Origin of the sequence: Actinomadura xylanilytica (genome assembly GCF_030283145.1) — a bacterium.
Lineage (GTDB): Bacteria > Actinomycetota > Actinomycetes > Streptosporangiales > Streptosporangiaceae > Spirillospora > Spirillospora xylanilytica.
The window spans coordinates 468,232-491,833 of record NZ_JASNWE010000002.1; the positions used below are offsets into that span (position 1 = coordinate 468,232).

The following is a 23,602-nucleotide window of genomic DNA, read 5'->3' on the forward strand; positions in this document are numbered from 1 at the left end:
GGGACGGGGTCAGTGGTCGGCGCCGTTGTTCCGAGGGATGCTCAGGACGAAACGGGCGCCGCGGGGGCTGTCCTCGATGGTGAGGCCGCCCCCGTGCGCCTCGGCGATCTGCCGTGCGATCGGGAGGCCGAGGCCGGTGCCGTTCGCGTCCCGTTCGCGTCCCTCCCTGAGCCGGGCGAACCGCTGGAAGACCATCTCGCGGTCGCCCGGCGAGACGCCGACACCGTCGTCGGCCACCTCCAGGACGGCGGTGTCCCCCTCGGCGCGGACGGTGATGTCGATGCGCGAATCGGCGTGCCGTTCGGCGTTGTCGAGCAGGTTGGTGAACAGCCGCACCAGCTTCAGCCGGTCGCCGCGCACGGTCACGTTCTCCTGGACGTGCGTGACGATCCGCTTGCTCCGGTCCGCCCTGGCCAGCTCGATGGAGGCCAGGGCGGCCAGGTCGACCGACTCCTCGCCGGTCCACGCCTCGGCGTCCAGCCGGGCCAGTTCGAGCAGGTCGGTGACGATCGCCTGGAGCCGGTCCAGGCTTTGCAGCACCGACCGTCCGGTCTGCGGCCAGTCCACGTCGTCGGGGTACAGCAGCGCCTCCTCCAGTTGCGCCCGCGCGGCGGTGATCGGACTGCGCAGGTCGTGGGAGGCGTCGGAGGTGAAGCGCCGCTGCCGTTCCAGGGCGGCGTCGAGGCGGTCCAGGGTGGCGTTGGCGGCCTCGGCCAGCAGCCGGATCTCGTCCCGGGTCTCGGGCACCGGCACCCGCCGGCCGGACTTGGTCGCGGTGATCTCGGTCAGCTCGGCCCTGATCGCGTCCACCGGGGCGAGCGTCTGGTCCACGGTCCGCCAGGTCCGCAGCGACACCAGCAGGGTCACCAGCAGCCCGATGCTGATCAGGAACACGCACAAGGGACCGCTGACGTACCAGGGGATCGCCCGGTCGGCGACGTAGACGGTCCAGTCGCCGTCCGGCTCGTACACCCTGAACGCGATCACGTTCATGCAGCCGTCCAGGCCGGTGGGCGGGCAGAGCAGCCGCTGGTCGTACACCCGGTCGGGAGGCGGCTGGAACGAGGCGACCGGCCGGTCGCCCAGCCCGCCGCTGTCGGCGAGCACCCGGCCCTGGGGATCGATCACCTGGAGGGCGGAGACGCCCCTCGGACGCAGGGTCCGCGGCAGCCGTTCGCGCTTGAGCAGGGCGACGACCTCCAGCGCGGCCTCGGTGGCCCGCTCCCGCTTGTAGTCGGCCGCTCGGCCGCGCACCCCGGTGGTGATCAGCACGCTCACGACGACACAGATCACTGCCGTGATCGCGGCGGCCATCAGGGTCATCCGCACCCGTATGGACCATGTGCGCCGTCCGTTCACCCGACCTCCCGAAGGTGAGGTAACCACCCGGGCGGCATCTGTCCGGCCTTTGTGAGGGATCAAGGGGCCCAAGACAGGTCAAAGATATGGTTCGGACGGTCACGGTCCCGGTCGTTCCCTCCCCACCGACCAGCCCGGCCGCCTTCGCGAACCCCGGGCACCACTCCCGGCACGACCTCCGTCAGGCCGCCTCGGCCCGGTGGACCGGCCGACGTCCCGCCTGCCGCGCCGGCTGGAGTCCCGCCTGCCGCGCGGTCGCCCGGGACCCCTCGTCCAGCACGGTGCGGAGGACGTCCGGCTTGTTGCTGATGACGCCGTCCACGCCGAGCCGCAGGACGCCGCGCATGCCGGACGGATCGTCCACGGTCCAGGTGAGGACCTCCATGCCGAGCGCGTGCACGCTCTCCACCAGCGACCCGGTGAGATCGGCGGACGTCGGGTTGATCTGGTCGGCGAACTCCGCCAGGCCGGGCAGCTCGGCCTCCGTGGGCGTGCCGATCAACCCGATCGGGACGGCGGGCAGCAGCGCGTGGAAGCGGCGCATCGAATCCCAGTCGAACGACTGCACCACCAGGCGCCGCCCGAGCGGGTCGGGATCCAGCCAACGGGGATTCCGGCGCAGCTCGGCCGCGATACGCCCTTCGATCCCGGGATAGAGCGCCGGACTCTTGATCTCCAGCAGCAGCCCCGGCCCGGCCTCGGGCATGCCGCGCAGCGTCTCGCCCAGCGTGGGGATCCGCTCGCCCTTGAAGCGCGCGTCGAACCACGACCCCGCGTCCAGTCTCCGGATCTGCGCGAGCGTGAACGAGGACACCGTCCACGGCGCCGCGCCCGGGAAGACCTTCTCCACATCGGTCGTCCGGGCCAGGCCGGTGTCGTGCACGACGACCAGCTCGTGGTCCTTCGTCTCCTGCACGTCGAGCTCGAACATGTCCACGCGCTGGGCAGCGGCCAGCCGGAACGCCGCGATCGTGTTCTCCGGCGCATACGCGGACGCCCCACGGTGCGCGACCCCCGCCACTCCGGCCCACCCCGGCGCGGGCGGCACCGGCACCGGGGTGGGCGCGGGAACGATCGGTCCGGGGCGCGCGACGGCGGCCGTGGCGGTGCCGCTCATGGCGGTGATCGCCGTGGCCGCCACGACAGCGGCGATGGAAGGACCGGCCCATCGGAACATGGTCACCTCTCAAAGCTGGGAGAAAGCCGTCTCTCACCTTTGAGGTGCCCAATGTCCCCAGAGTGACGAACCAGTGGCGGACAGTAAAAATGCGCGATCAGCCGGGCGCCGTCCCGCGGACTCGTCCGGTGACGCTCAACCAGGCGAACCCGAACCGGCGGCCTTCGGGTCTGTGAGGTCGTGATCGGCATCGCCCGAGTCGGCGACGGCGTCGGCCGGGCGGGTGCCCTTGGCCGCGCGGGAGAGCATCAGGGCGCCGACCAGGAGCCTGCGGGCACCGCGGCGCCGGCGGCGGGTGAGCGGCCGGGGAAGGCGGATCCGCCGGGTGGACGGGTCGTCGCCGAGGACCGGCACCGGCTCGGCGTCGGTCGGCGGGCGCGGGACGGCAAGGCGGGTCTGGCGCTTGCGTCCCCGAAGTGTCACCGACTTGCCCAAGTCCCACTCCTCGGCCTCGGCCAGGTGCGCGAGGTCCAGCACGGTGGACGAGGCGAGCACCCGGCCCGGCGCCCCCTTCGCCAGATCGCTGAGCCGGGCCGCCTCGTTCACCGGATCACCGATCACGGTGTACTCGAACCGCTGCTCGGCGCCGATGTACCCGGCGACGACCGGGCCCGCGGACACGCCGATCCCGGCATCCAGCATCGGGACCTCCGCGCGCAGCCGCAGGGCGAGCTCGCGGGCGGCACCGAGCACCGCTCCGGCGGGGTCCTCCAGTTCGGTGGGGGCGCCGAAGATGGCCAGCGCGGCGTCGCCCTCGAACTTGTTGATCCATCCGCCGTGCCGTCCCACCACGTTCACCACCACGCCGAAGAACGCGTTGAGCAGGCCGACCACCTCGTCCGGGCTGCGCGTCTCCGCGAGCGTGGTGGACCCGGTGAGGTCGACGAACAGGACGGCCACCTCGCGGGTCTCGCCGCCCAGCGTGATGTCGCCGTGCTCGAGGGCGAGGCCCGCGACCGGCTCGCCGACGTGCCGGCCGAACAGGTCGCGGAGCCGCGCGTGGTCGCGGAGCCCGGCGACCATGTGGTTGAACCCGGCCTGGAGCTGGCCGACCTCGCTGGCGTCGTAGACCGCGACCTCGGCGCCGAGATCGCCCCGCTCCACCCGCGCCATGCCCGTGCGCACCGACTTGATCGGGTCCGCGATCGCCCGGGTGGCCATGTAGGTGACCTGCACTCCGACCACCAGCGCGGCGCCGCCCAGCCCGAGGACGGTGATCGCGAGCTGGGTGGTCTGGATGTCCGGTGCGGCCAGCGCCGCGATGGCCACGCAGATCAGGCCGAACACCGGGATCGCGGTGCCGAGCGCCCACGCGAGCATCACCCGGGTGGTGACGCCGGGCAGCCGGATCCGGCGCGGCTGGTCGCTGGCCAGCACCAGCGCCGCCGCCGGGCGCAGCAGCCGTTCGGACAGCAGGTACACGATCGTGGACGTCGTCATCGCGCCGAGCAGGCAGGTCAGCCCGGTCTTCACCGCGAGCCGAGCGGTGAACAGGGTCAGGTCGAGCGCCGCCCAGCCGACGGCGCCGACCGCCCACAGCGCACCGACGAGCAGGGTGAGGCGCAGCGGGCCGAGCAGCACGGCACGCCCTTGACCGCGGTCGGGGATGCCGCCCTCCCGGACGAGCCGGACGACCGGCCGCCACAGGCGCAGCCCGAGAGCCAGCGCGACCGGCCCCGCGGCGATCGGGTAGCTGAAGAACGCGATCGCGTTCACCAGATGGACGTGGCCGCGGTCGTCGAGCGGCGGGTCGGGCACCACGAACGTCGCGAACAGCAGCACGACCAGGGATCCGGTGAGGTTGGCGACCACCACCACGACGAGCAGCACCCACCGCACCCGGACCTCGAGCATGGTGCGCGGCACCCCGGGCAGCTGGTCCAGTCGTGCGCCGAGGTTGCGCGCCACCGCCCTGCCGCTCACATGTGCCTCCCGTTCAGGAGGTCCGCGGCCCGCTTCGGCTGCCGGACGACGTCAAGGACATCTCACGATAGATCGCATCAAGGCGCACCGCCCGGATGACGGGTCATTATGTCGACCCCCACAGCACACCACCGCGTCCGCCCCGCCGCCACCGCGGACCGTCCGCCCCGTCCGCCCCGCCCCTCGACGAACCACGTTCTCGGGTAGGATTCCCGTCATGGGATCACCTGGCTGCTACTACCCCATCGAGCTGAGGTACTACATCTAGCCTCCCGCGCTGACGCACGACGTTCCTGACGTCGCCGTCCCGCGGTAGAGGCGTCTCGCGCCGCCGTCGTTCCGAACGGCGCTCAGCGAGTTCCTCTCCTGGCCCGACCCGCTGCCGGGTTGTTCCCCTTCTGTTTCCGTCGTACTGACGCCCACTCCCTTGTCCGCATTCGCGAATGCGTTTCGCGACGCAGGGACGCTGGGCAACGCGTCCGCGCCGTCAGCACGACCCCTGGGCGACTCCCGGTGAGCGGTTCCGTTTCCTCACCGCCCACCCGGTCCCGCGCGGGCCGGGCCTGAACACCTGGAGGTCGCATGACCCGCCATCGGCAGACATCACAGCTCACGCTCAAGGACGTCGCCAAGGGATACGAGGGGCACATCGTGCTCGACCGCGTGTCCCTCACCATCCGGACCGGGGAGAAGGTCGGCGTCATCGGCGAGAACGGCTCAGGGAAGTCGACCCTCCTCCGGCTGATCTCGGGCGCGGAGGAACCCGACGCGGGCGAGGTCACCGTCGCCGCACCGGGCGGGGTCGGGCATCTCGGGCAGACGCTCGGCCTGGCCCCGGACCTCACCGTGTCCGACGCCGTCGACCACGCGCTCGGCGATCTACGCGACCTGGAGCGCCGGATGCGTGAGGCCGAGGCATCGCTGGCGGACGCGTCCCCGGACGAACTCGCCGCCTACGGCGACCTGCTCGCCGCCTACGAGGCGCGCGGCGGCTACGAGGCCGACGCGCGCGTCGAGGCCGCGCTGCACGGCCTCGGCCTCGGGCACATCGCGCTCGACCGTCCGCTCGGGGGACTCTCCGGCGGGGAGCAGTCCCGGCTGGGACTGGCCTGCGTCCTCGCCGCCGCACCCGAGCTCCTGCTGCTCGACGAGCCCACCAACCACCTGGACGAACGGGCCGTGACCTGGCTGGAGGAACGGCTCCGGGCGCACCGCGGCACCGTCGTCACCGTCACCCACGACCGGGCGTTCCTCGACGGGTTCGCGACCGCGATCCTCGAAGTGGACCGCGACCGGCACTCGGTCGTCCGCTACGGCGACGGCTGGGACGGCTACCTGGCGGGCAAGGCCGTCGCCCGGCGCCGCTGGGAGCAGGAGTACGCCGACTGGCTCGCCGAGATCGAGCGGCAGACCGAGCTGGCCGAGTCCAACGCCGCACGGCTCAGCGCGATCGGGCCCGTCGCCCGGGAGCAGCGCGTCACTGGCCACCGCCGTTCGCACGAGGGCGGGGTGTCCGCGCTGATCCGGAACGCGCGGGAGCGGTTGCAGCGGCTGCGCGACGCCCCCGTCCCCCGTCCGCCCGACCCGCTGCGCTTCGCCGCGCGGATCGAGGGCGGCAAGGGGGACGGCCTCACCGCCGAACTCGCCGCGGTACGGGTCGCCGGCCGTCTCGACATCGAGACGTTCACCCTCGCGCCCGGCGAGCGGACGCTCCTGACCGGCCCGAACGGCGCCGGGAAGACGACGTTCCTGCGCGTCCTCGCCGGCGATCTCGCGCAGGACCACGGCAAGGTCAAACGTCCCAAACGGATCGGGTACCTCCGCCAGGAACTCCCGGCCGAACGCTCGCGGGGCAGCGTGCTCGCCGCGTTCGCCGAGGGGCTCCCGGGCCCGCCCGACGACCACGCCGACGCCCTGCTGGCCCTCGGCCTCTTCCGGGAGCGGGACCTCCGGCGGCCCGTCACGGTCCTGTCCGTCGGGCAGCGCAGGCGGCTGGAGCTGGCCCGCCTGGTGACCCGTCCGGCCGACCTGCTGATCCTGGACGAGCCCACCAACCACCTCTCACTGTCCCTCATCGAAGAACTGGAGGCCGCACTGGACTCGTACCGCGGTTCCCTGCTCGTGGTCTCACACGACCGCCGCTTCCGCAGCGGCTTCACCGGCACCCGCGCCGAACTCCGCGACGGACGCCTGGTCGGCGCCGCCTAGCAGCGCGTCGGGGCGCCCCGGTCAGGCCGGGGCGCCCCACTCCGCCTCCGCCTCAGTCGGCGAGGCTCTCGCCGACCGGCTCGGTCGCCGTCGGCACCTCGGCCCGGCCGGGCCTGGTCCCCATCAGGACGGCCCATCCGACCAGGATCACCGCCAGCCAGCCGGCCATCACGTACAGCGCGACCCGGGTGTCGTGCTCCCACGCGATCGTCACGGTGACGAACACGAAGAAGGCCAGCACCATCCAGTTCGTGTACGGCGCGCCCGGCATCCGGTACGACGACTTGGGCAGGAGCCCGGCCGACGACCTGCGCCGATAGACCATGTGAGCGACCAGGATGACCGTCCACACCAGGATCGCGCCGCCGGTGGACACCGAGGTGATGTACTCGAACGCCTTCTCCGGCACCACCGCGTTGACCACGACGCCGATGCCCATCACCAGCGCCGAGATGACCACGGTCAGCACCGGGACCCCGCGGCCGTTCAGCCGCGCGAGCGCCTTCGGCCCGTCCCCGTTCACCCCGGCGGTGCGCAGCATCCGCGACGTCGAGTAGAGCCCGCCGGCGTTGCAGGACGACAGCGCCGCGGTGAGGACCACGAAGTTGACGATGTCCCCGCCGCCCGGGATGCCGATCTTGTCGAAGGCCAGCACGAACGGGCTCGCGCCGCCCTTGAACTCGGTCCAGCTGACCACCGAGAGGATCACCAGCAGCGACCCCAGGTAGAACAGCGCGAACCGGATCGGCAGCGCGTTGATCGCCCGCGGGATGTTCTTCTCCGGGTCCTTGGCCTCGCTCGCGGTCACCCCGACCAGCTCGACGCCCAGGTAGGCGAACATCACCATCTGGAGCGTCATCAGCATCGGGCTGAGGCCCTCGGGGAAGAACCCGCCGTGCGACCACAGGTTGTCCACCGAGGCGGTGTCCCCCGCGTCGCTGAACCCGAAGACCAGCACGCCGATCCCCACCAGGATCATCATCACGATCGCCGCGACCTTGATCATCGCGAACCAGAACTCGAGCTCGCCGAAGAGCTTCACCGAGATCATGTTGACCACGAACAGCACCACCAGCGCGACCAGCGCCGTCTGCCACTGCTCGACACCCGGCCACCACTTCTGGATGTACTTGCCGGCCGCGGTCAGCTCCGCCATGCCCGTCGTCACCCAGATGATCCAGTACGTCCAGGTGGTCGCGTATCCCCAGAACGGCCCGAGGAACTCCCGCGCGTACCCCGCGAACCCCCCCTCCGCCCGCCGGTAGGTGAGCAGTTCACCGAGCGCCCGCATCACGAAGAACAGCATCACCCCGGCGACGGCGTACGTCAGGATCAGGCTCGGCCCCGCCTTGGCGATGTTCTCCCCGGCCCCGAGGAACAGCCCGGTGCCGATCGTCCCGCCGATCGCCAGCATCTGGACCTGCCGGGTCCCGAGCCCCCGCTGATAGCCCTCCGTGGAGGTCGGTTCATCCATATGTCAGGCCTTTCTCACGTCCTCGCCAGCACCGCAGCGCCGTGACGCCGGTCAGGGGGTAGAAACCCGACCACAGAAGCGAAGAAGGTGACGACCGCGCCATAAGACAACGAACTCACCACCGATCCGGTATCGGCCCGGTACCTCTCCGTTATGGCCGGCGCCCCACCCAGGAGCGGACGATCCCCACATTCCCCCATACCCCCTCCCACCAGGACGTTCACCCCCACCGATATCGAGTTGGCGCTCCCCCCGGCCATCGCGTATGCTCTCGGACGTCGCCAAAGACCGGGCCAGCCCGGTCGGGGGACACCTCCAGAGCCGCTAAGCTCGGAGCAGCAAGGTCCTGTGGAGCAGTTAGGAGTGCTCGCCACCCTGTCAAGGTGGAGGCCGCGGGTTCAAATCCCGTCAGGACCGCCAGACGTGCGGATGCGCGTCGTTGGGCAGGTAGCTCAGTCGGTACGAGCGTCCGCCTGAAAAGCGGAAGGTCGGCGGTTCGACCCCGCCCCTGCCCACCTCTCCAAACAGCGAAGAACGGCCCCTGACCAGCGTTTACGCGGTCAGGGGCCGTTCTCGCATGTCCGGCTGTGTCCGGCTGTGATCTACGGTTTGCGGCTGGCCGTGCGGAATACGTGCGGAACTCAGTCGCCGCGTAGCGCCTGCTCAATGCGCCGCTTGGCGGTCTCGTCCTGCCCCTCGATGCACTTGGCGTAGACGCGGAGCAGGACTTCCACACTGTGGCCGGCCCACTCGGCGATGCGGGTCGGTGGCACACCTCCGTTGAGCCACGTGGACACGCACGCGTGCCGAAGGTCGTAGACCCTCTTCACGAGCGGCGAAGCATACTCGGCATCGCTCAGCACCGCCCGACGGGCGGCATCCCACGCGCGCCGGTAGGTGATGCCAGCCAGTTCCCCTCCCCGGACCCCCCAGAACAACCGACCACCGGGCCCGGGACCGATGTCGCGCAGGTGGGCACGCAAGATGCGCGTGAGCGGCGGGGGCGTGGGCACGCGGCGCCATTCGCCCTCGGCGCGACCCTTGAGGCGCCGTTGTTCGCGGTTCGCGCCGTCGTCAGTCCAGTCGGTTCCTACCTCGGGGCTGGCAGTGCTGAAGTGAAGCTCTTCTCCACGTCTTCAAGGGCGCCCGCTCCGCGGCCGCCGGCGGCCGCCCGCCCCGGCGCGCCGGGCATGCGGCCTGTCCCGTCCGGTCCCGCCGCGCCGCGTCGCCCGTCCGCTACACCAATGAAGCGTCCTATCGAGGAAGAGCGGCTCACTCAAGAGCGCTGGCGGGGTACACGGCGGGCGTAGGGTGGCGTACGTTCGAGATGGGCGAGCCGACCCGACAGGATGCCGGGCCGGCTCGGTGGTGGTGGTGGTGGTGCCTGCGCTATCGAGCCAAGCTCACGATGGCTTCGGCCAGCTGTGCAAGAGCTGCCAGAGCCGTCAGAGCCGCAGGCGCTACCACCCACCAAACTCGGCTGATCCGAGTGCGGCGATCCCGCGTCACCTGATCCCACCTCCTCTCGTTAGGTGCCGTGGCCACACGCACCTATGCCGAGGGGGAGATCCGTCGAGCAGGACTCAACGAACCTATCGGCTAAACAGGCCCGAGCCCCACAAGTCCATAAGCCGCTGACCTGCGAAAATCATGAACCTCTGGCGCAACAGAATCGGCGGCGTCAACATATGTTGATGTGGAGATCAATGAGAGGTTCGAGACCTTCCTAGGGCGCGTCGGCCGGAAGCTCGTGACGAGGTTGATCAAGGTCGAGGGGGGCGACCCAGATGACCTAATTGAGCGGATCAAGATGACGTCGCGCATGATTGAGCAGCTAGAGGGGCAGTTAACCTTCCTCATCACCGCAGGGAAGGACGACACTAGCCAAGGAATGGCTCTCCTCAGAGAGATCCTCAGCAGCCCGCCAGCGGACAATCTTCCGACCTGGAAGGAAGTCGGCGAGGCTCTGGGAGTCAGCCCCCAGGCAGCCCACCGAAAGTACGGGGCGATGCGGAGGAGGCTGTCCGGCAAGACTCGCGAGTACGAGTGAACCTGCGACCACAGACGGGCGGGGTACCACGAGCGGGCCAGCGCCAGTCGGTCCTAAAGATCCGAGTGGGACTTGAACGGGGCTGAACCAGGGGGCTCCGCCGCCCCCTGGACCCCCGCGGGCCGGGGCACTCATTCGCGCGAGACTGTCTGTCACACCTTGCGGGCCGTTCGCGCGAACGAGCACCCCGGAGCGTTGCGCGCCCGTACGGCATGTGTCTTCGAGGAGACCAACGGCCCGGTCAAGCACGAGGCGTCGTGCCATTAGCGTGCCATTAGGGGCGGTCAGTGAGGGGTACTCACGGTCACTTGCGGCGTCGATTTCCGTCACCCGCTCCACCGCGCCTAGGTTCCGATGCCACCGCACAGATCAGCATGAGCGGTCTTCCGGTGGCTGTAAGCCCAAGGGCAGGGCACGAGTGTGTGACGCCCCGTCTGTGCTTGCTCCGCGGCAAGTCATTCGCTTATTGGGTTCACCCGAAGACGTCTGCCCTCTACAATCTTCGTACTTTATCGGCGAGTTTGAGGAGTTTTCGTGTCGGCCAACGCCAAGCTCCGGGGTCATTTGAGCCCCCATATGCAGGATGAGGAGACGATCGACGTGGCGGTCGTCGCCCAACTCAAACGCGGGATGAAGCAGCACCTGGCAAAGAATCTGGCAACTGGGCTGGCAACCGGGCTGGCGACGACGGCAGCCACAGGCGGTGTCGGGCTGATCGCGTTCGCCTCTCTGCCGGCGGTGTGGGTCGTAGTGACATCTCAGCGGGTCCTGATGTACGCCAAGACCAGCAGCGCCTCCAAGCCGGGCAAGCTGGTGTTTGAGGCGCCCCGGCAGGCCGTCACCGCCAGTATGAAGTCCCGGCTGTTCACTCAGGTAATCATCGCCGACCGCAGCGATGGCCAATCGCTGGCTCGGCTGAACCTCGGACTCAGGAGAAAGCGCGCCAACAGCATCGTCGTCTCCGTCGAACGCTGAGCCGAATACGGGCCGAGATTCGGAGGCATAGGGAAGAAACGACAGGTCAGGCGCGTATGGCGGTGGGACTGTAAATCCGTCGGCTTAGCCTTCCCAGGTTCGAACCCTGGACCCGCCACACCAGCAGCAACAATCCCTGACCAGGCAGAACCCGGTCAGGGGCTGTTCTCGTCATGTCCGGCTGTCGGTGATCGTTTACGGCTCTCTACGGGTGGCTGGGTGGAATACGGGTTGAAGTCTGGCGCCTCGTTAGACCTCGTCGACCGCGCTCCGCAGGAGATCCTCCGGCGTCCGGTGGACCTGGGTTGCTTGGGAGATCCGGCGCTTGGCTTCCTCTGCCTGCCCGACAACGCACTTGGCGTAGACGCGTAGGAGTACGGCCACGCTGCGGCCGGCCCACTCGGCCACTTGTGCGGGCGGCACTCCCGCGCTGAGCCACGTGGAGACGGCGGCATGCCGGTCGAGAGCCAGCGTTTCAGAAGTGGGGCGCCACCTGGTGACGACGGACGACTGACCACGTGGGGGGCCGGCAGATGCTGGCCCCCACGTGGCTCCTGGTGCTCCCGTGCCTTGCAAGGCGTGTGCTGAATACGTGCCGAAGTTGCATGCCACGGGGGCAAAGCAGCAGGTCACACGGACAATGCTAGTTGGACTGTAAAGCGGAGGGTCGGCGATTCGACCCGCCCCTGCCCACCTTCACACCTCTGACCAGCAGGAACACGGTCAGAGGTGCTCTCATTTCCGGCCTCGAAGCGGCCTCAAGCGGATGCACACCGCTCGAACACCTTCCGCCTATCGCACACACGAAGCCTCCCGCCCCAACTCAGCGAACCGAACTCCACGACCGCCACACCCGTACCCGCAGCCGGCAACGGCACAGCGAACGCCGCTCCGGGGCCCTCAGCGGCAGAAGAGTGCGTCTGGGACGTTGGCGACACCAAATATTCGGTGGCCCTACCCGGCCCACGGTGGTGAAGTGACGGAGTGAAGCAGCAGCGCAAGCGGCGGTCCATGGGGCGCACGACGCCCCTTCCCGTACGCCACCACGCACGCATCGCCGCAGCTCAGAGCGGCGATGCACGAGTGAACGCCTCGATCGGCCCCAGCGGCGAGGTCATCGCACTGTGGACGGCCGCCGCCGACGTGCCGTGAGGTCGACTACGACGCAACCAGGCCGGGCCGTCTTCCCAGACCCTCGGGCTCCTCGCCCGGTGACCACTCGGGTGACGCTGCACTCGCCGACGCTGGCCAACGTAACCACGATCCGCGACTTCCCGCTCGCGCACCCGACCGTCCAGCCGCTGCCGAACGGCCGGGTTCTCGCCGTGGGCGCCAGGGCTCGATGGCGCCGGGACGGTCCAGACCGCAATGCGATCATCTACTCCGCCGACGGAACCACTCTTGCCGCCGAAACGCTCGGGGACGGCATCCAACACGTCTTCACCACCGGCACCGGTCACGTCTGGGTGGGCTACTTCGACGAAGGCGTCTACGGCAACCGCGGCTGGGGCGAGCCCGGCTCCCAGGAACCGATCGGCTCCTGCGGGCTCACACGATTCTCCCCGGATCTGAAGGCCGACTGGCGGTTCCCCTCCCACGTGGACAACCCGTGGGGCGCGATCAGCGACTGCTATGCGCTCAACGTCGACGCGGACACCGCCTGGACGTGCTACTACACGGGCTTCCCCATCATCCGCATTCACGATGGGACTCTCACCAGCTGGCACGGCGACGGCACCGCCGCAAAGGCGCTCATCACCGACGGCTCACGCATCGCCCTGTACGGCGGATACAACACCGACCGCGACCGCCTGTTCGCCGGACAACTCGCCGATGGCCGAATGCGGGGCACCGGGGAATACCGAGTCGTACTCCCGGACGGGCAGAAACTCCCCAGCGACGCGCTTGTCATCGGACGCGGCCCCGACCTACACATCCTCACAGACGCGGACTGTTACCGGCTCGACCTCAGCGACATCCCAGCCGAACCATGACGCCGCCCGCAGGCTACGGCGGTGATTGTTGAGGACGTTGGCGGCGACTCCATAGAGCCAGGGCAGCAGCAAGTCCGTGCTCAGCCGTACCTTGGCCCGCCGCCGCCAGGTCTCCATGAAGATCACGGAGGTGAGGTCCTCGGCCGCCGACCAGTCCGCCGTTCGCCGGAAGCAGTAGTTGTAGATCGTGCGCGAATGCCGATCGAAGAGCTCACCGAAGGCTCGCTCGTCGCCGTCCCGCGCACGGATCCACAACTCCCTGTCCGGAGGGGGTTCGAGGGTCATGGCCTTCTAGTGTCCGCTCCGCCCCTTCGGTTCCCTCCCGGTTCGATCGGCCGCCGAGACCGCAACGGGCGGCAGGCCGGGTTGAGAGGACGCGTCCAAGTGCGTGCGTGGGTCCGGGGGGCGCGGAAGATCTTCTAGCCTGGCCGGATGGCGGAAAACACCGAGGACCTCGCGCTTCCCACCGCGCTCGCCGAAGTCGCCGCGATCGGCTTCACCTGGGAGTGGGACGAGGAGACGGACGAAGGGCGCGGCGTCGACTTCGAGATCTACGAGCGGATCGAGGATCCCGCCCGGACCGCATGGTGGTTCCGGCTGTGGACCGGCAACCCCGAGGTCGATGGCGGTCAGTTCCGGTTCTTCGGCACGACCGGCGCCGGTGACTACGCCGGCTTCTGGCTCGTGCGACCCGGGGCGCCGCTCATCGACCAGCCAGTCGTCTACGTCGGCTCCGAAGGCGAGCACGAGGTGCTCGCCGGCGACCTCGGCGACCTGCTCTGGGTGTTCGCCGCCGGCCTCGGGCCCGCCGAAGCCTCCACCGAATCCGATCCCGCCGCCGAACCCCACGCCGGCTTCCGCGCCATCGCCGAGCGTCACGCGTCCGGCCGGCGGCGTCCGCCCGAGGAGATCGTCGCCGCGGCGCAGGCCGAATTCCCGGACTTCCACGAGCACATCGCCGCTCTGATCCGCTGAGCGGACGGTCGGTCCATGTCATCGGCGGGCGGGCGATCGCTGCCGCGAGGCTTCCGGTGCTCGGGCCCTGGTCGTCCCTGCGCTCCGGTCCGCTTGCCTCCGGAGTCCACGGGTGCTGTCGTCGTTCTGACCAGGCCGAGGATGCGCAGGTCAGCGGCTACAGCGGCGGGCCATTAGCCAGGGTGATCAAGGGGCAGTCACGGTCACTTGCGGTACGGCGCTGCGTCAGGTCAGCGGTGCCAGCAGGCCCGACCGGAACTCTTCCCAAGCTGAAGTCTCATGGGAACGTGGTCTCGGTCGAGCAGGCGCTCGATGTGGCTTAGCAACCATCTCCGCATGCCGAGCGTCTCAGTCAGTGGTCCGTCCGTTGGGCTATGGGGCAGGAAGCCGGTTCGACGCCGGCCGAGGGTGTCTCACTCGGATCTCTAGCCTTGATCTCACTCACGGTCCTGGGTAACTGGCTCCTGGACATGGTCAAGCGCAGGCAGAGTGACGAGCCATGGAGGAACGTTCTGATCTTCTCCAAGTGGTCGTGAGCAGCCTCGCGGGAAGCGTCCTCCTGCCCACAGCCGAGCGGACGGGCGACGGCAACGTTGACGGCAAAGACAGCGACCGAAGCGCACCACGGGCGTCCGTCAGGCACCGCCTGACCTCCGTTGGTGTGTGGGCGCAGGGTGGTTGCTACATCTGAAAAGCGGAAGGTCGGCGGTTCGACCCCGCCCCTGCCCACCTCACCTGAGCAGCAAAAACGCCCCGGAGCCTACATGGCCCGGGGCATTTTTGACGGCAACCTTGACGGCAACGTCCTCAGCCGAGCACATCTCCCAGCTTCCGCAGCGCGGCCCGCTTGTCCTCCAGCGAGGTGTGAGCGTAGATCGTCATCGTCACTTCGATATCGCTGTGCCCGACGATCTCCTTGACGACGTTGGGCGCGACACCGAGGGCGAGCAGCAGCGAGACGCAGGTGTACCGGATGTCGTGGAAACGGACCGAGCCCAGCCCGGCGGCCCCACGGACACGCCCCCAGCTACGACGGAGATTGTCCGTACCGGCCGTGGTCGGCACGAAGACCGCACCCTCGTATCGCCCGTCCTTGCGTTGGTAGATCGTTCCTTCTCCGTTCGCGCGCTTGCGCGAGCGTACGGCCATCAGCGAGCTGGCGGGAATCGCCACCCTCACCCGGAACGAAGTCTCCCGCTGGGAGCGCGGCGAACGCGTCCCGACGACTGGTTGCCCTACATCGCCCGCGCCCACAACATCCGGCTTTCGGTGCTGGAACGCATGGCCGCCCACGCCCGAGGCGACCAGCCCGCCACCGAGGACGCCCCGTCGACCTGTCGGCCCTGTTCCCCGGGGGTCAGCCGCTCAAAACGCGCATCGCCAACGCCTGGCACAGCCGCACGGTCGCCAACGCCGGCGCCGGCCCCGCCCTGGTCCTGGTCCTGGTCGGCGGCTACGCCGGATCAGACCTGTCCGGCTGGGCCGTCCTAGACGAGGACACCCTCACCCGCCGCATGACCGAACGTCTGCTCACCTCACTCGGCGCAGATCCCCACGACCGCCACACCCCGTTCACCGAACCAGACTCTCCAGGCTAATAGACCCCACCGCTAGGACCATACCGATAGGACTGTTAAGTTAGACCCATGAGTCTAGTTAGGGAGACGTCATTGAAGACCATCGTGATCACCGGGGGCACCGACGGCATCGGCAGGGGACTGGGCCTGCACTACCTGGGCCGCGGCGACCGGGTGATCGTCGTCGGCAGCAACCCGGACAAGGGCCGCCGGTTCCTGGAGGAGGCCCAGGCCATCGGCTCGGGCGAGCGCGCCGCATACATTCAGGCCGATCTGAGTCTGGTGGCCGAGAACCGGCGGGTCGTCGCCGAAATTGCGCAGAGCCACCCGGTCGTGGACGCCCTGGTGCTGGCCGCGCGCTACTACCGCTCGACCCGCCGCGAGACCGCCGAGGGCATCGAGCACAACTTCGCGCTGTTCTACCTCAGCCGGTATCTGTTCAGCCACGGCCTGGCCGACCGGCTGGAGGCAGGGGAACAGCCAGTGATCCTCAACCTGGCCGGACCGGGCGGTGACCTGTCGGCAATGAACTGGGACGACCTCCAGTTCACCCGCGACTACCGGCCGGACCGGATCATGGCGCAATGCGGCAAACTCAGCGACCTGGCCGGCGTCGAATTCACCACCGCACACCCCGGCACCAGGATCCGTTACGTCCTGACGCATCCCGGCCTGACCGCCACCGGATTCACCGGTGACTACAACGAGGCCGACGCTGCGCTGGTCGCCGGAATGCACGACCGCGGCCAGCCGGTCGACGCGGCCGTGGACATGCTGCGACGCCACCTCGACAACCCCGACCCAGAACCCTTGAGCGCCTACATGCAGCACACCAAGATCGACGTGGGCGGCGCGCCCTTCGACCCCGCCGCCGCGCGACGGTTGGCGAACATCACCCAGACCGTGCTCTCCGGGAGCGGCCAACCGGCCTAGAAGGCCGTCCTGCGATCCACAACGAGCGCTGTCCCCGATCGCCGTGATCGGCCCCAACGACATCGACGGGCAGGGCATGAATGCGTGGACTCCCGTGCGGGCCTGCCGGTCCCACTGGAGGCGCCCGCCGAACTGCTGACGCGGGCCAGGTAACTCGTTCGGGGAACATGTTCGGGCGGCTTCCGGTGCTCGGGCCGTGGCCAGCCCTGCGCTCCGGGTCCACTTGCCCTCGAACCATGCGGGTGCTGCCGCAGGTCAAAGCAACTGCTGTACAGCACAGAAGTACAGCAATAGCCCCTCACAACGCTTATACGATCTTCCAGCGGCACACGTCGCGAGCCGGGTCAGACCATGTCGGTCCAGGAGCGCCGGTGGTTCGCCAGGTGGTCACGGGCGCGGGGCCTGGCAGGATGCGCGGCGCGCCTAGCGATTGACTTCCCCGGTCAGCGCCGACAAGCGTGACGGAAACCCTGACGGCAACGTCGACCACCAACCCCACCCATCGGCACACGTCCAGCACCGTCCGACCTCGGCAGATGGTGCGGCGGCAGGGGGATCGCTACTTCTGAATAGCGGACGGTCACCCGACCGACCTTGGCTCAGTTGAGCGAGCCTGAAGCGGGGGTCTCGCGACCCCCAGCCCCCCGCGGGCCGGAGGGCCCGCCCGCGCGAAGCTGTCTGTCACACCGTCTCGTCGTTCGCGCGGGCGCACCCTCCGGGACGGGCGTGCGTGCTAACAACGGCGCTACAGCGAGGTTGAATGATCTTGGACGGGTGTGGACGTCCGGGCGGGCGCGGTGCTGGTCAGGGACTCGTGGGGACTGCGCTGGACGACGCTGATCTTGCTACGGATCAGAAGGTTGGGGGTTCGAATCCCTCCGGCTGCACCAGGTCAATGGCCCCTTCCAGACCTGGAAGGGGCCATTGCTGTGCCGTGGGAGCCACGGTGGGAGCCACGCGCCCAGTGCAACCTGAGCACCTCACCGCGCCGCAACCCGTACGCGAGCGCGATCATGACCGCTATCTAGATAGCGATGCCCGGTCACCTCATCAAGGGCGGCGGCGCTCAGGCCGCTGTGCGGCCCCGCGCCAGGCCGCCCGGAGCGTGCGGCGTGGGCGCCAGTCACCGGACGGCCGCGCATCGTGCCACGTCCGTCGGCCTCGCCCCGTCCGCCCGCCGCGGGCCGCACCGCCGCCAAGTCCTAAGCGGCGCCGTTGCGCCGAGGCCCGTTCGTCAATGGGCATCAGGCCGTGACCGTAGTCGAGCGTTGTTGCAACTCATCAGGGTCAGCACGGGGCGTTTCTGGTTGAGCGAATTCGATCAACGGGGCCTTCGCAGCCCCCTTGACCCCCGCGACCCGGAGGGCACTCCCGCGCGAAACGGTCTGTCTGAGACTGGGCGCCGTTCGCGCGGGAGCACCCTCCGGGTTGGCGTGGGCGCTAACGGTGGTGCTGACAACGACCGAGCCCTGGATCTCGCTCATCGACCGCTCCCAACGACGCCGGACCAGGCAACATGAGCGACACGTTCGACGGCTGAAAGCGCGAGGTCAGTATCGCCGAGACCGTCAGCAACAGTGACAGCAACAGCGGCAACCGGCCCCAATCACGGGCGCATACTGGCAGCCGGTCAGCCTCGATCGATGCTCGCGCGGCAGGGGTGTTGCTTAGCTGAAAAGCGGAAGGTCGGCGGTTCGCCCCAGCCCCTGCCCACCTCACACGAGCAGCAAAAACGCCCCGGAGCCAACAGGCCCGGGGCATTTTTGCGTCGACCGCCTCACCTTCGGCGGCACCATCATCGAAACCGGCACCGACTCCCACTGCCTCTCCCGGACCCGCGCAGGACGCCAGCCCTGACTGCTAATGGACACCGAAAGCTGAATCTGATGCCGATTTCGTGATGGATTTACCACCGTGATCACGGGGCTGCCGGTCAGGCGAGCCAGGGGGGTGTGATCTTGTTGTCGGCGTCGCCGGGGGTCCAGGCGTGAGCGTCGGCGGGAGCCGTGACGATGGCCGTGTAGCCCTGGGGGCCGGCGGTGAGCTGGCGGGTGGCGTGGGCGGGCAGGACGGCCGTGTCGCCGGGGCCCGCCGTGGAGGTTTCGCCATCGAGTTCGATGGTTGCCTCCCCTTCGAGGATGGTCCAGATCTGTTCTGCGTCGAAGGTGTGGACGGGGCCCTTCACGTCGGGCGTGACCTCGGTGCGCCAGATAGAGGATCGCGCACCGCCCAGGGTCGGCGAGGCGAGGGTGGTCATGACGGCGTTCGGGGTCTCAGATCGACGGCTTTCGGCATGACGGACGAGGGTCACGGTTCACATCCCTAGTATAGACAATGTCGCTGTCTATATGGTTAACGAGGTTGTCCATCATGTCAAGTGATCTGCGGGGCTTCGAACTGCCGCTGCGGCTGCTGCTGGGGTTCCGGGTGCTCATCGACGAGCTACACGAGGAGCTCGCCCGGCAGGGCCATCCGCAGATGCGGCCCATGCACGGGTTCGTCTTCCAGGCCGTCATGCGAGCCGGCGGCCGGTACGGGACCACGGCCGCTGACCTGGGCCGGGCGCTGGGCGTCTCCAAGCAAGCGGCGGGCAAGACCATCGACATGCTGGAGGGTCTCGGCTATCTGCGGCCCGGGCACGATCCTGGCGATGCGCGCCGTAAGACCTACACGCTGACCCCGCACGCCTACGATGCGCTCGAACGGTCGGAGCAGATCTTCGAGGACCTGCGCGACCAATGGGCCCAGACCATCGGCGAGGACCGGCTGCGGGCCATGGTGGAGGACCTGCGCAAGGTCACGCCACCCGACGCGTTCCGCCTCGACACCCCGCAGTGGTTCAACTCACCGTAACGAGCCCTTTGATCAGCCTAAGTCCGGTCCCCGACCGGGGCTTTCCCTCACCACGACCGACATGGCCAGATCATCCGACCGCGCCCGCCGCCACAGCCCCACGCCCCAGCCTCCGCCTGTCTCACCGCCTACAGGCCACGGGCTCCACCACGACAGACGCAGTGCGGTCACTTCTCACACATTGACCAGAGCTCCGGCCACCCCGTGCGGTCAGAACCCGCGAACAAGCGTGGCCACTCCCGCAAACAGAACCAGGCACAGGTATCCACTCGGGGATGGCTGATGCTCCACCGTCCGGGCCGTGCTGGCCGGGTGGCGGATCCGCACTGCTTCACCGCCCACCCATGACGGCCAACGGTGGTCCAGTGCGCGTACTCTCACAGCACTCCCGCAACAGCTATTCCTATCGCCGTCCCGCAGGCTGGTACGGGGCCTACAGGCTCAAGCCGGACTCCAGATGCGCCAGCGCCCTGTCGATCTCGGCGGGCCCATCCATGTCGGGGTCCTGTGCCCACTGCAGCCAGACCATGGCCACGACCCCGAAGACCGCGCCGACGGCATTGCGTATCCGCGGATCGTCCACGGCACATCGGGCCCTGTCCGCCACGATCCCGTAGACGTCCTGAATCAGATCCGGGCTTCTACGCAGGTTGGCCACCAGTAGCTCCGGCACGGTGGCCGCGAACACCTCTCGCGCATGTCCCGCGGCGATCTCTTCGGCGGACAGGGAGGCGAACGCCGCGTGGAACGCGCCGCGCAGCACGGTGACCGGTGCACCTGGCGGCTGAGCGGCCAAGGCGTCAGCGAGGGGCGGGAAGCGATCGAGCGTGACCAGATGCTCCTTCGTCGGGAAGTAGCGGAAGAAGGTGGCGGGAGAGACTTCGGCGGCCTGGGAGATCTGCTCGATGGCGGTGGCGTTGTAGCCGCGCTCCCGGAAGAGCCTGAACGCCTCGCGCAGGATCGTCTCCCGGGTCCTGGCCTTCTTGCGCTCGCGCAGCCCCCCGTCACCCATGCCCCAAACTCTATCGCACCCACAATTGATAGCAGACTCTCATAAGAGAGTAGGCTCTCAGAAGATCGAGAGAAGCCTTGCCGGTTGCCCACGTTGGGGAGTGGTGTGCCCTGGAGGCTGCGGACCTCACGGGTCTTGCGGCGAATGCCCCCGCAGAAACCGCGTCCACAACATCCGAGCAATTGGCCCATGACACCGGAGGGGGCCCCGTAATGGGCGACGACATCAACGGCCTGCACCATGTGGGACACATCGTGCGAGACATGGACCAGGCAATGGGGCGGTACCGGCAACTCGGCTTCACCGTGCAGGCACCTGCCTATCCCGTTCTTCCCCGTGTTGCGGGAGGCCCCGCCGAGCCGTTCGGGGTGGCCAACACCCACATCTATCTCTCCCGCAACTTCATCGAACTGGTGGCCGTCATCGACGACACCGGCCGCATGCCCGGCGAAGCCCGCCCAATCCCGCTGCAGGTGCCCGACGACAAACTGCCGGGGCTGACGGCCGCCATCCGAGCCACGGCCGCCAACATCACCTCCTTTCTCCAGCGCTTCGAGGGCCTCCACATCGTGATCGCCGATACCCCGCACATCGACAGCGTCGCCGCACGGCTGACCGCGGCCGGCGTCGGCCACGGCGGCGTGCACGCCATCCAGCGGCCCGTCGAGACCCGCACCGGAACCACGATGGAACCCGCCCGCTACCTGGAGATCTCCGATCCCGGTCTGCCCGTCGGGCGCGTGCCGGAAGGCAGGATCGGATTCGCCCAGAACACTCCAGCCGAGGCGCTCGCAGATCAGCAGCACAACGACCATCCCAATGGCGCCACCGAACTGATCGGAGCCGTGCTGTGCGTCGCCGACCCGGCGCTGCCCGAACTGGAGCGCCGCTACAGCACCTACTTCGGCCAAGCCCGAGAGGGCCAGATAGGGCGATTCGAGCGGGCGAACGTCACCGTTGTGGCCGCATCGGCACTTGCCGACCTGCTGCCCGGTGAACGTCCGACGGCCCTGCCTGCGTTCGTCGCCTACGCGGTGTCCGTACGCGACCTCGCCGCCACCGAGCGGACCTTGCGCGACAACGGCGTCCCCATCATCGGCACCAGGCCCGGAGAGATGTTCGTCCCGGCCGACGCCGCGCTGGGTGCCGCGATCATCTTCCGCCAGGATGACCGACGGTCACTGACGCTTTCTTCGTGGTGATCACTTCCGGTTTGTGTTCAGTACAAGGGCTGCGCGGGTGATAGCGCCGGATGGGTGGCCGAGCAGGCCTCCGGGGGTCCCGCGCGCCCGCGCACGACCGTGTCAGGCAGTAGCCTTCCGGTGTGCGGAAAGAGCGCGATGAGGGTTCCGAGGACCAGACCGGCCGGACCAGACCGGCCTATCCCATCTCGTCGGTCGACAACGCGCTCCGGCTCCTCGCGATGTTCGGCGAGCATGAGCGGGTCAGGCTGTCGGACGCCAAGGACTACCTGGGCGTCGCCCACTCCACCGCGCACCGGCTGCTGGCCATGCTCGCCTTCCATGGCTTCGTCAGCCAGGAGCCGGACTCGCGCGGCTATGTGGCCGGACCGGCGCTGGTGGAGATCGGCCTGGCCGCGATCGCGAACATGGATGTCCGCGGGTCGGCCCGGCCGCTTCTGGAGGAGCTGACCGCCACGTTCGGGGAGACGGCGCATCTGGTCACCCTGGAGGGATCCATGGTCCGCTACCTGGACGCGGTGGAGAGCCCGCGCGCGCTCCGCGTCGCGTCCCGGACCGGGACGACCTTCGCCGCGCACTGCACGGCGTCGGGCAAGGCGCTGCTCGCCCAGCTCAGTGACCAGCGGCTCGCCGCGCTGTTCCCCGCCGGAGAGCTGCCGCCCGCGCAGACACCGGAGTCCATCAACGGCCTGGCCGACCTCAGGGACGAGCTGGCTCTGGTCCGCTCACGCGGGTACGCCGTCAACCGGGGCGAGAGCGAGGACGGCGTGGCCTCCGTCGCCGTCGCGGTGCCGGCGTCCCACCGCGCCCCGCGGACGGCCGTCTCCGTCTCCGTCCCGCTCTCCCGGCTCTCCGACGAGCTGATCCACGCTATCGCCGCCCGCATCCAGCAGGCGGTCAAGAGGCTCGGCACCTAGGGTGTCTCAGGCGATGCCGATGCCGCCGTCGGAGTGGACGATGGTGCCGGTGACGCCGCGAGCCCGGTCGGAGGCCAAGAAGACATATCCGCCCGCGTGGTCGGCTCCGGTGAGCGCGACCGCGAGCGGAGTCCGGCCTCGCAGCTCCGCTTCGCGCTCGGGCGTGGCCACGAGTTCACGATCGGCCTGCCCGAGCCCCTCGGCACCGCGCAACCGGGTGCCCAGCGTGCCGCCGGGCGCGACGCCGTTCACCCGGACCTCGGGGGCGAGCTCGTGGGCCAGGGCGGTCACGCAGCCGCGTACGGCGAACTTCGATCCGACGTACAGGATGCCGCCGCGCCCTGGATAGAACCCGGACGTGGACACCGTCAGGACGATCGAGCCGCCGGACGCGCGCAGGTGCGGCAGCGCCGCCTTCACCGACACCAGCTGGCTCTTCACGTTCACCCGGTAGATCTCGTCGAAGCCCTCGTCCAGCTCGGTGTCGCTCAGTTCCGACAGGCCGCGGTAGAAGTCGAAGATCCCCACGCAGTTCACCAGGATGTCCAACCCGCCGAACGCGTCGACGGCGGCCCGGACCGCCTCGCGGGCGTCATCGGCCCGCGTCGAGTCGCCCTGTGTCACGACCTGGCACGGCAGCGCGCCGCATCGGGCCGGATCGAGCTCCAGGGCGCCGACCTGGGCGCCTTCGTCGGTGAAGGCGTCCACCACCGCCCGGCCGATGCCCGATCCCGCGCCGACCACGAGGGCGCGCCGTCCCGCGAGCCAGCCCGCCATCAGTGTTCCGGCCCGTGCGGAGTGGCGAGGAGAGCGGAGAACGCCTCGTGCTCCTGCCAGGTGAGCGCCTCCAGTTCCAGCGGGCAGAGCAGGATCTCCCGGCCGGTGCGGGGCGCGGCGATGCGCAGCCGCATCCCGTTGCGGGTCCGCACCAGGTCCACCTCGACCTCGGCGTATTCGTTGGCAAGTATCATCC

Annotated in this window: 21 protein-coding genes and 2 tRNA genes; 12 read left to right on the plus strand and 11 right to left on the minus strand. The window is 69.1% G+C overall.

Features of this window, described 5'->3' with window-relative positions; all coding sequences use genetic code 11:
- Positions 1-9: 9 nt before the first annotated feature.
- The 3 genes from QP090_RS13225 to QP090_RS13235 form a co-directional block, all read right to left on the minus strand.
- Positions 10-1,323 carry a sensor histidine kinase gene (locus QP090_RS13225; RefSeq protein WP_285940075.1) on the minus strand — a complete coding sequence of 438 codons (1,314 nt, stop codon included), beginning with the start codon at positions 1,321-1,323 and terminating at the stop codon, positions 10-12.
- A gap of 217 nt (positions 1,324-1,540) precedes the next feature.
- Positions 1,541-2,536, minus strand: a complete 996-nt coding sequence (locus QP090_RS13230; RefSeq protein WP_285940076.1) for a glycerophosphodiester phosphodiesterase — start codon at positions 2,534-2,536, stop codon at positions 1,541-1,543.
- 135 nt (positions 2,537-2,671) lie between these two features.
- On the minus strand, positions 2,672-4,459 hold the full coding sequence (locus QP090_RS13235) for an adenylate/guanylate cyclase domain-containing protein (RefSeq protein WP_285939060.1): 1,788 nt from the start codon (positions 4,457-4,459) through the stop codon (positions 2,672-2,674).
- Between the two features lie 582 nt (positions 4,460-5,041).
- Between QP090_RS13235 and abc-f the strand changes: the two genes are divergently transcribed.
- A complete protein-coding gene (gene abc-f / locus QP090_RS13240) occupies positions 5,042-6,667 on the plus strand; it encodes a ribosomal protection-like ABC-F family protein (RefSeq protein ID WP_285939061.1) in 1,626 nt (541 codons plus the stop codon).
- A gap of 52 nt (positions 6,668-6,719) precedes the next feature.
- Here abc-f and QP090_RS13245 read toward each other — a convergent pair whose 3' ends face one another.
- The gene (locus tag QP090_RS13245; RefSeq protein ID WP_285939062.1) at positions 6,720-8,141 is read right to left on the minus strand and encodes an amino acid permease; all 1,422 of its coding nucleotides are present in this window, start codon (positions 8,139-8,141) and stop codon (positions 6,720-6,722) included.
- 342 nt (positions 8,142-8,483) lie between these two features.
- On the opposite strand from QP090_RS13245, the gene QP090_RS13250 reads away from it, so the two are divergent.
- Together QP090_RS13250 and QP090_RS13255 are read left to right on the plus strand one after the other, a co-directional pair.
- A tRNA-Asp gene (locus QP090_RS13250) sits at positions 8,484-8,561 on the plus strand.
- Between the two features lie 21 nt (positions 8,562-8,582).
- Positions 8,583-8,656 (plus strand) — tRNA-Phe (locus tag QP090_RS13255).
- Positions 8,657-8,782: 126 nt separating this feature from the next.
- Here the strand turns inward: QP090_RS13255 and QP090_RS13260 are convergent.
- Positions 8,783-8,914: a hypothetical protein gene (locus tag QP090_RS13260; protein WP_285939063.1), complete on the minus strand. Its 132-nt coding sequence runs from the start codon at positions 8,912-8,914 to the stop codon at positions 8,783-8,785.
- A gap of 923 nt (positions 8,915-9,837) precedes the next feature.
- Between QP090_RS13260 and QP090_RS13265 the strand changes: the two genes are divergently transcribed.
- The 4 genes from QP090_RS13265 (at position 9,838) to QP090_RS13285 (ending at position 13,160) form a co-directional block, all read left to right on the plus strand.
- Positions 9,838-10,191: a hypothetical protein gene (locus QP090_RS13265; RefSeq protein WP_285939064.1), complete on the plus strand. Its 354-nt coding sequence runs from the start codon at positions 9,838-9,840 to the stop codon at positions 10,189-10,191.
- Positions 10,192-10,725: 534 nt separating this feature from the next.
- Positions 10,726-11,166 carry a hypothetical protein gene (locus QP090_RS13270; RefSeq protein ID WP_285939065.1) on the plus strand — a complete coding sequence of 147 codons (441 nt, stop codon included), beginning with the start codon at positions 10,726-10,728 and terminating at the stop codon, positions 11,164-11,166.
- Between the two features lie 984 nt (positions 11,167-12,150).
- Positions 12,151-12,318, plus strand: coding sequence for a hypothetical protein (locus tag QP090_RS13280; protein WP_285939067.1), 168 nt, complete (start codon positions 12,151-12,153; stop codon positions 12,316-12,318).
- 59 nt (positions 12,319-12,377) lie between these two features.
- The gene (locus tag QP090_RS13285; protein ID WP_285939068.1) at positions 12,378-13,160 is read left to right on the plus strand and encodes a hypothetical protein; all 783 of its coding nucleotides are present in this window, start codon (positions 12,378-12,380) and stop codon (positions 13,158-13,160) included.
- Here the strand turns inward: QP090_RS13285 and QP090_RS13290 are convergent.
- The gene (locus QP090_RS13290) at positions 13,095-13,445 is read right to left on the minus strand and encodes an RNA polymerase sigma factor (RefSeq protein WP_285939069.1); all 351 of its coding nucleotides are present in this window, start codon (positions 13,443-13,445) and stop codon (positions 13,095-13,097) included. The genes QP090_RS13285 and QP090_RS13290 overlap by 66 nt on opposite strands.
- 147 nt (positions 13,446-13,592) lie before the next feature.
- Here QP090_RS13290 and QP090_RS13295 point away from each other — a divergent pair, with 147 nt between their 5' ends.
- A complete protein-coding gene (locus tag QP090_RS13295; protein ID WP_285939071.1) occupies positions 13,593-14,135 on the plus strand; it encodes an SMI1/KNR4 family protein in 543 nt (180 codons plus the stop codon).
- Between the two features lie 807 nt (positions 14,136-14,942).
- Here the strand turns inward: QP090_RS13295 and QP090_RS13300 are convergent.
- Positions 14,943-15,308 (minus strand): tyrosine-type recombinase/integrase, encoded by a 366-nt coding sequence (locus QP090_RS13300; protein WP_285939072.1) that lies wholly within the window; start codon positions 15,306-15,308, stop codon positions 14,943-14,945.
- Between the two features lie 497 nt (positions 15,309-15,805).
- Here QP090_RS13300 and QP090_RS13305 point away from each other — a divergent pair, with 497 nt between their 5' ends.
- Positions 15,806-16,645, plus strand: coding sequence for an SDR family NAD(P)-dependent oxidoreductase (locus QP090_RS13305; RefSeq protein ID WP_285939074.1), 840 nt, complete (start codon positions 15,806-15,808; stop codon positions 16,643-16,645).
- Positions 16,646-18,578: 1,933 nt separating this feature from the next.
- Here QP090_RS13305 and QP090_RS13310 read toward each other — a convergent pair.
- Positions 18,579-18,956, minus strand: a complete 378-nt coding sequence (locus QP090_RS13310) for a cupin domain-containing protein (protein ID WP_285939076.1) — start codon at positions 18,954-18,956, stop codon at positions 18,579-18,581.
- A 59-nt stretch (positions 18,957-19,015) separates the two neighbouring features.
- Here QP090_RS13310 and QP090_RS13315 point away from each other — a divergent pair, with 59 nt between their 5' ends.
- On the plus strand, positions 19,016-19,498 hold the full coding sequence (locus tag QP090_RS13315) for a MarR family winged helix-turn-helix transcriptional regulator (protein WP_285939078.1): 483 nt from the start codon (positions 19,016-19,018) through the stop codon (positions 19,496-19,498).
- Between the two features lie 433 nt (positions 19,499-19,931).
- Here the strand turns inward: QP090_RS13315 and QP090_RS13320 are convergent, their stop codons facing one another.
- Positions 19,932-20,510, minus strand: coding sequence for a TetR family transcriptional regulator (locus QP090_RS13320; protein WP_285939080.1), 579 nt, complete (start codon positions 20,508-20,510; stop codon positions 19,932-19,934).
- 212 nt (positions 20,511-20,722) lie between these two features.
- Here QP090_RS13320 and QP090_RS13325 point away from each other — a divergent pair, with 212 nt between their 5' ends.
- The gene (locus QP090_RS13325; protein WP_285939082.1) at positions 20,723-21,712 is read left to right on the plus strand and encodes a VOC family protein; all 990 of its coding nucleotides are present in this window, start codon (positions 20,723-20,725) and stop codon (positions 21,710-21,712) included.
- A gap of 122 nt (positions 21,713-21,834) precedes the next feature.
- Entirely contained in the window at positions 21,835-22,629 is a 795-nt protein-coding gene (locus QP090_RS13330; protein WP_285939084.1) for an IclR family transcriptional regulator, read from the plus strand.
- Positions 22,630-22,635: 6 nt separating this feature from the next.
- Here the strand turns inward: QP090_RS13330 and hcaB are convergent, their stop codons facing one another.
- Together hcaB and QP090_RS13340 are read right to left on the minus strand one after the other, a co-directional pair.
- Positions 22,636-23,406 (minus strand): 3-(cis-5,6-dihydroxycyclohexa-1,3-dien-1-yl)propanoate dehydrogenase, encoded by a 771-nt coding sequence (hcaB, locus tag QP090_RS13335; RefSeq protein WP_285939085.1) that lies wholly within the window; start codon positions 23,404-23,406, stop codon positions 22,636-22,638.
- The gene (locus QP090_RS13340) at positions 23,406-23,600 is read right to left on the minus strand and encodes a hypothetical protein (protein ID WP_285939087.1); all 195 of its coding nucleotides are present in this window, start codon (positions 23,598-23,600) and stop codon (positions 23,406-23,408) included. Before QP090_RS13340 ends, hcaB begins: the two co-directional genes overlap by 1 nt.
- Positions 23,601-23,602 lie beyond the last annotated feature (2 nt).

What these genes read in the sequence shown, in the direction of transcription:
- abc-f (WP_285939061.1), top strand. Translation starts at nt 5,042, where the DNA reads ATGACCCGCCATCGGCAGACATCACAGCTCACGCTCAAGGACGTCGCC.
- hcaB (WP_285939085.1), bottom strand. Translation starts at nt 23,406, where the DNA reads ATGGCGGGCTGGCTCGCGGGACGGCGCGCCCTCGTGGTCGGCGCGGGA.
- QP090_RS13315 (WP_285939078.1), top strand. Translation starts at nt 19,016, where the DNA reads ATGTCAAGTGATCTGCGGGGCTTCGAACTGCCGCTGCGGCTGCTGCTG.
- QP090_RS13230 (WP_285940076.1), bottom strand. Translation starts at nt 2,536, where the DNA reads ATGTTCCGATGGGCCGGTCCTTCCATCGCCGCTGTCGTGGCGGCCACG.
- QP090_RS13340 (WP_285939087.1), bottom strand. Translation starts at nt 23,600, where the DNA reads ATGATACTTGCCAACGAATACGCCGAGGTCGAGGTGGACCTGGTGCGG.
- QP090_RS13325 (WP_285939082.1), top strand. Translation starts at nt 20,723, where the DNA reads ATGGGCGACGACATCAACGGCCTGCACCATGTGGGACACATCGTGCGA.
- QP090_RS13295 (WP_285939071.1), top strand. Translation starts at nt 13,593, where the DNA reads ATGGCGGAAAACACCGAGGACCTCGCGCTTCCCACCGCGCTCGCCGAA.
- QP090_RS13320 (WP_285939080.1), bottom strand. Translation starts at nt 20,510, where the DNA reads ATGGGTGACGGGGGGCTGCGCGAGCGCAAGAAGGCCAGGACCCGGGAG.
- QP090_RS13245 (WP_285939062.1), bottom strand. Translation starts at nt 8,141, where the DNA reads ATGGATGAACCGACCTCCACGGAGGGCTATCAGCGGGGGCTCGGGACC.
- QP090_RS13290 (WP_285939069.1), bottom strand. Translation starts at nt 13,445, where the DNA reads ATGACCCTCGAACCCCCTCCGGACAGGGAGTTGTGGATCCGTGCGCGG.
- QP090_RS13225 (WP_285940075.1), bottom strand. Translation starts at nt 1,323, where the DNA reads ATGACCCTGATGGCCGCCGCGATCACGGCAGTGATCTGTGTCGTCGTG.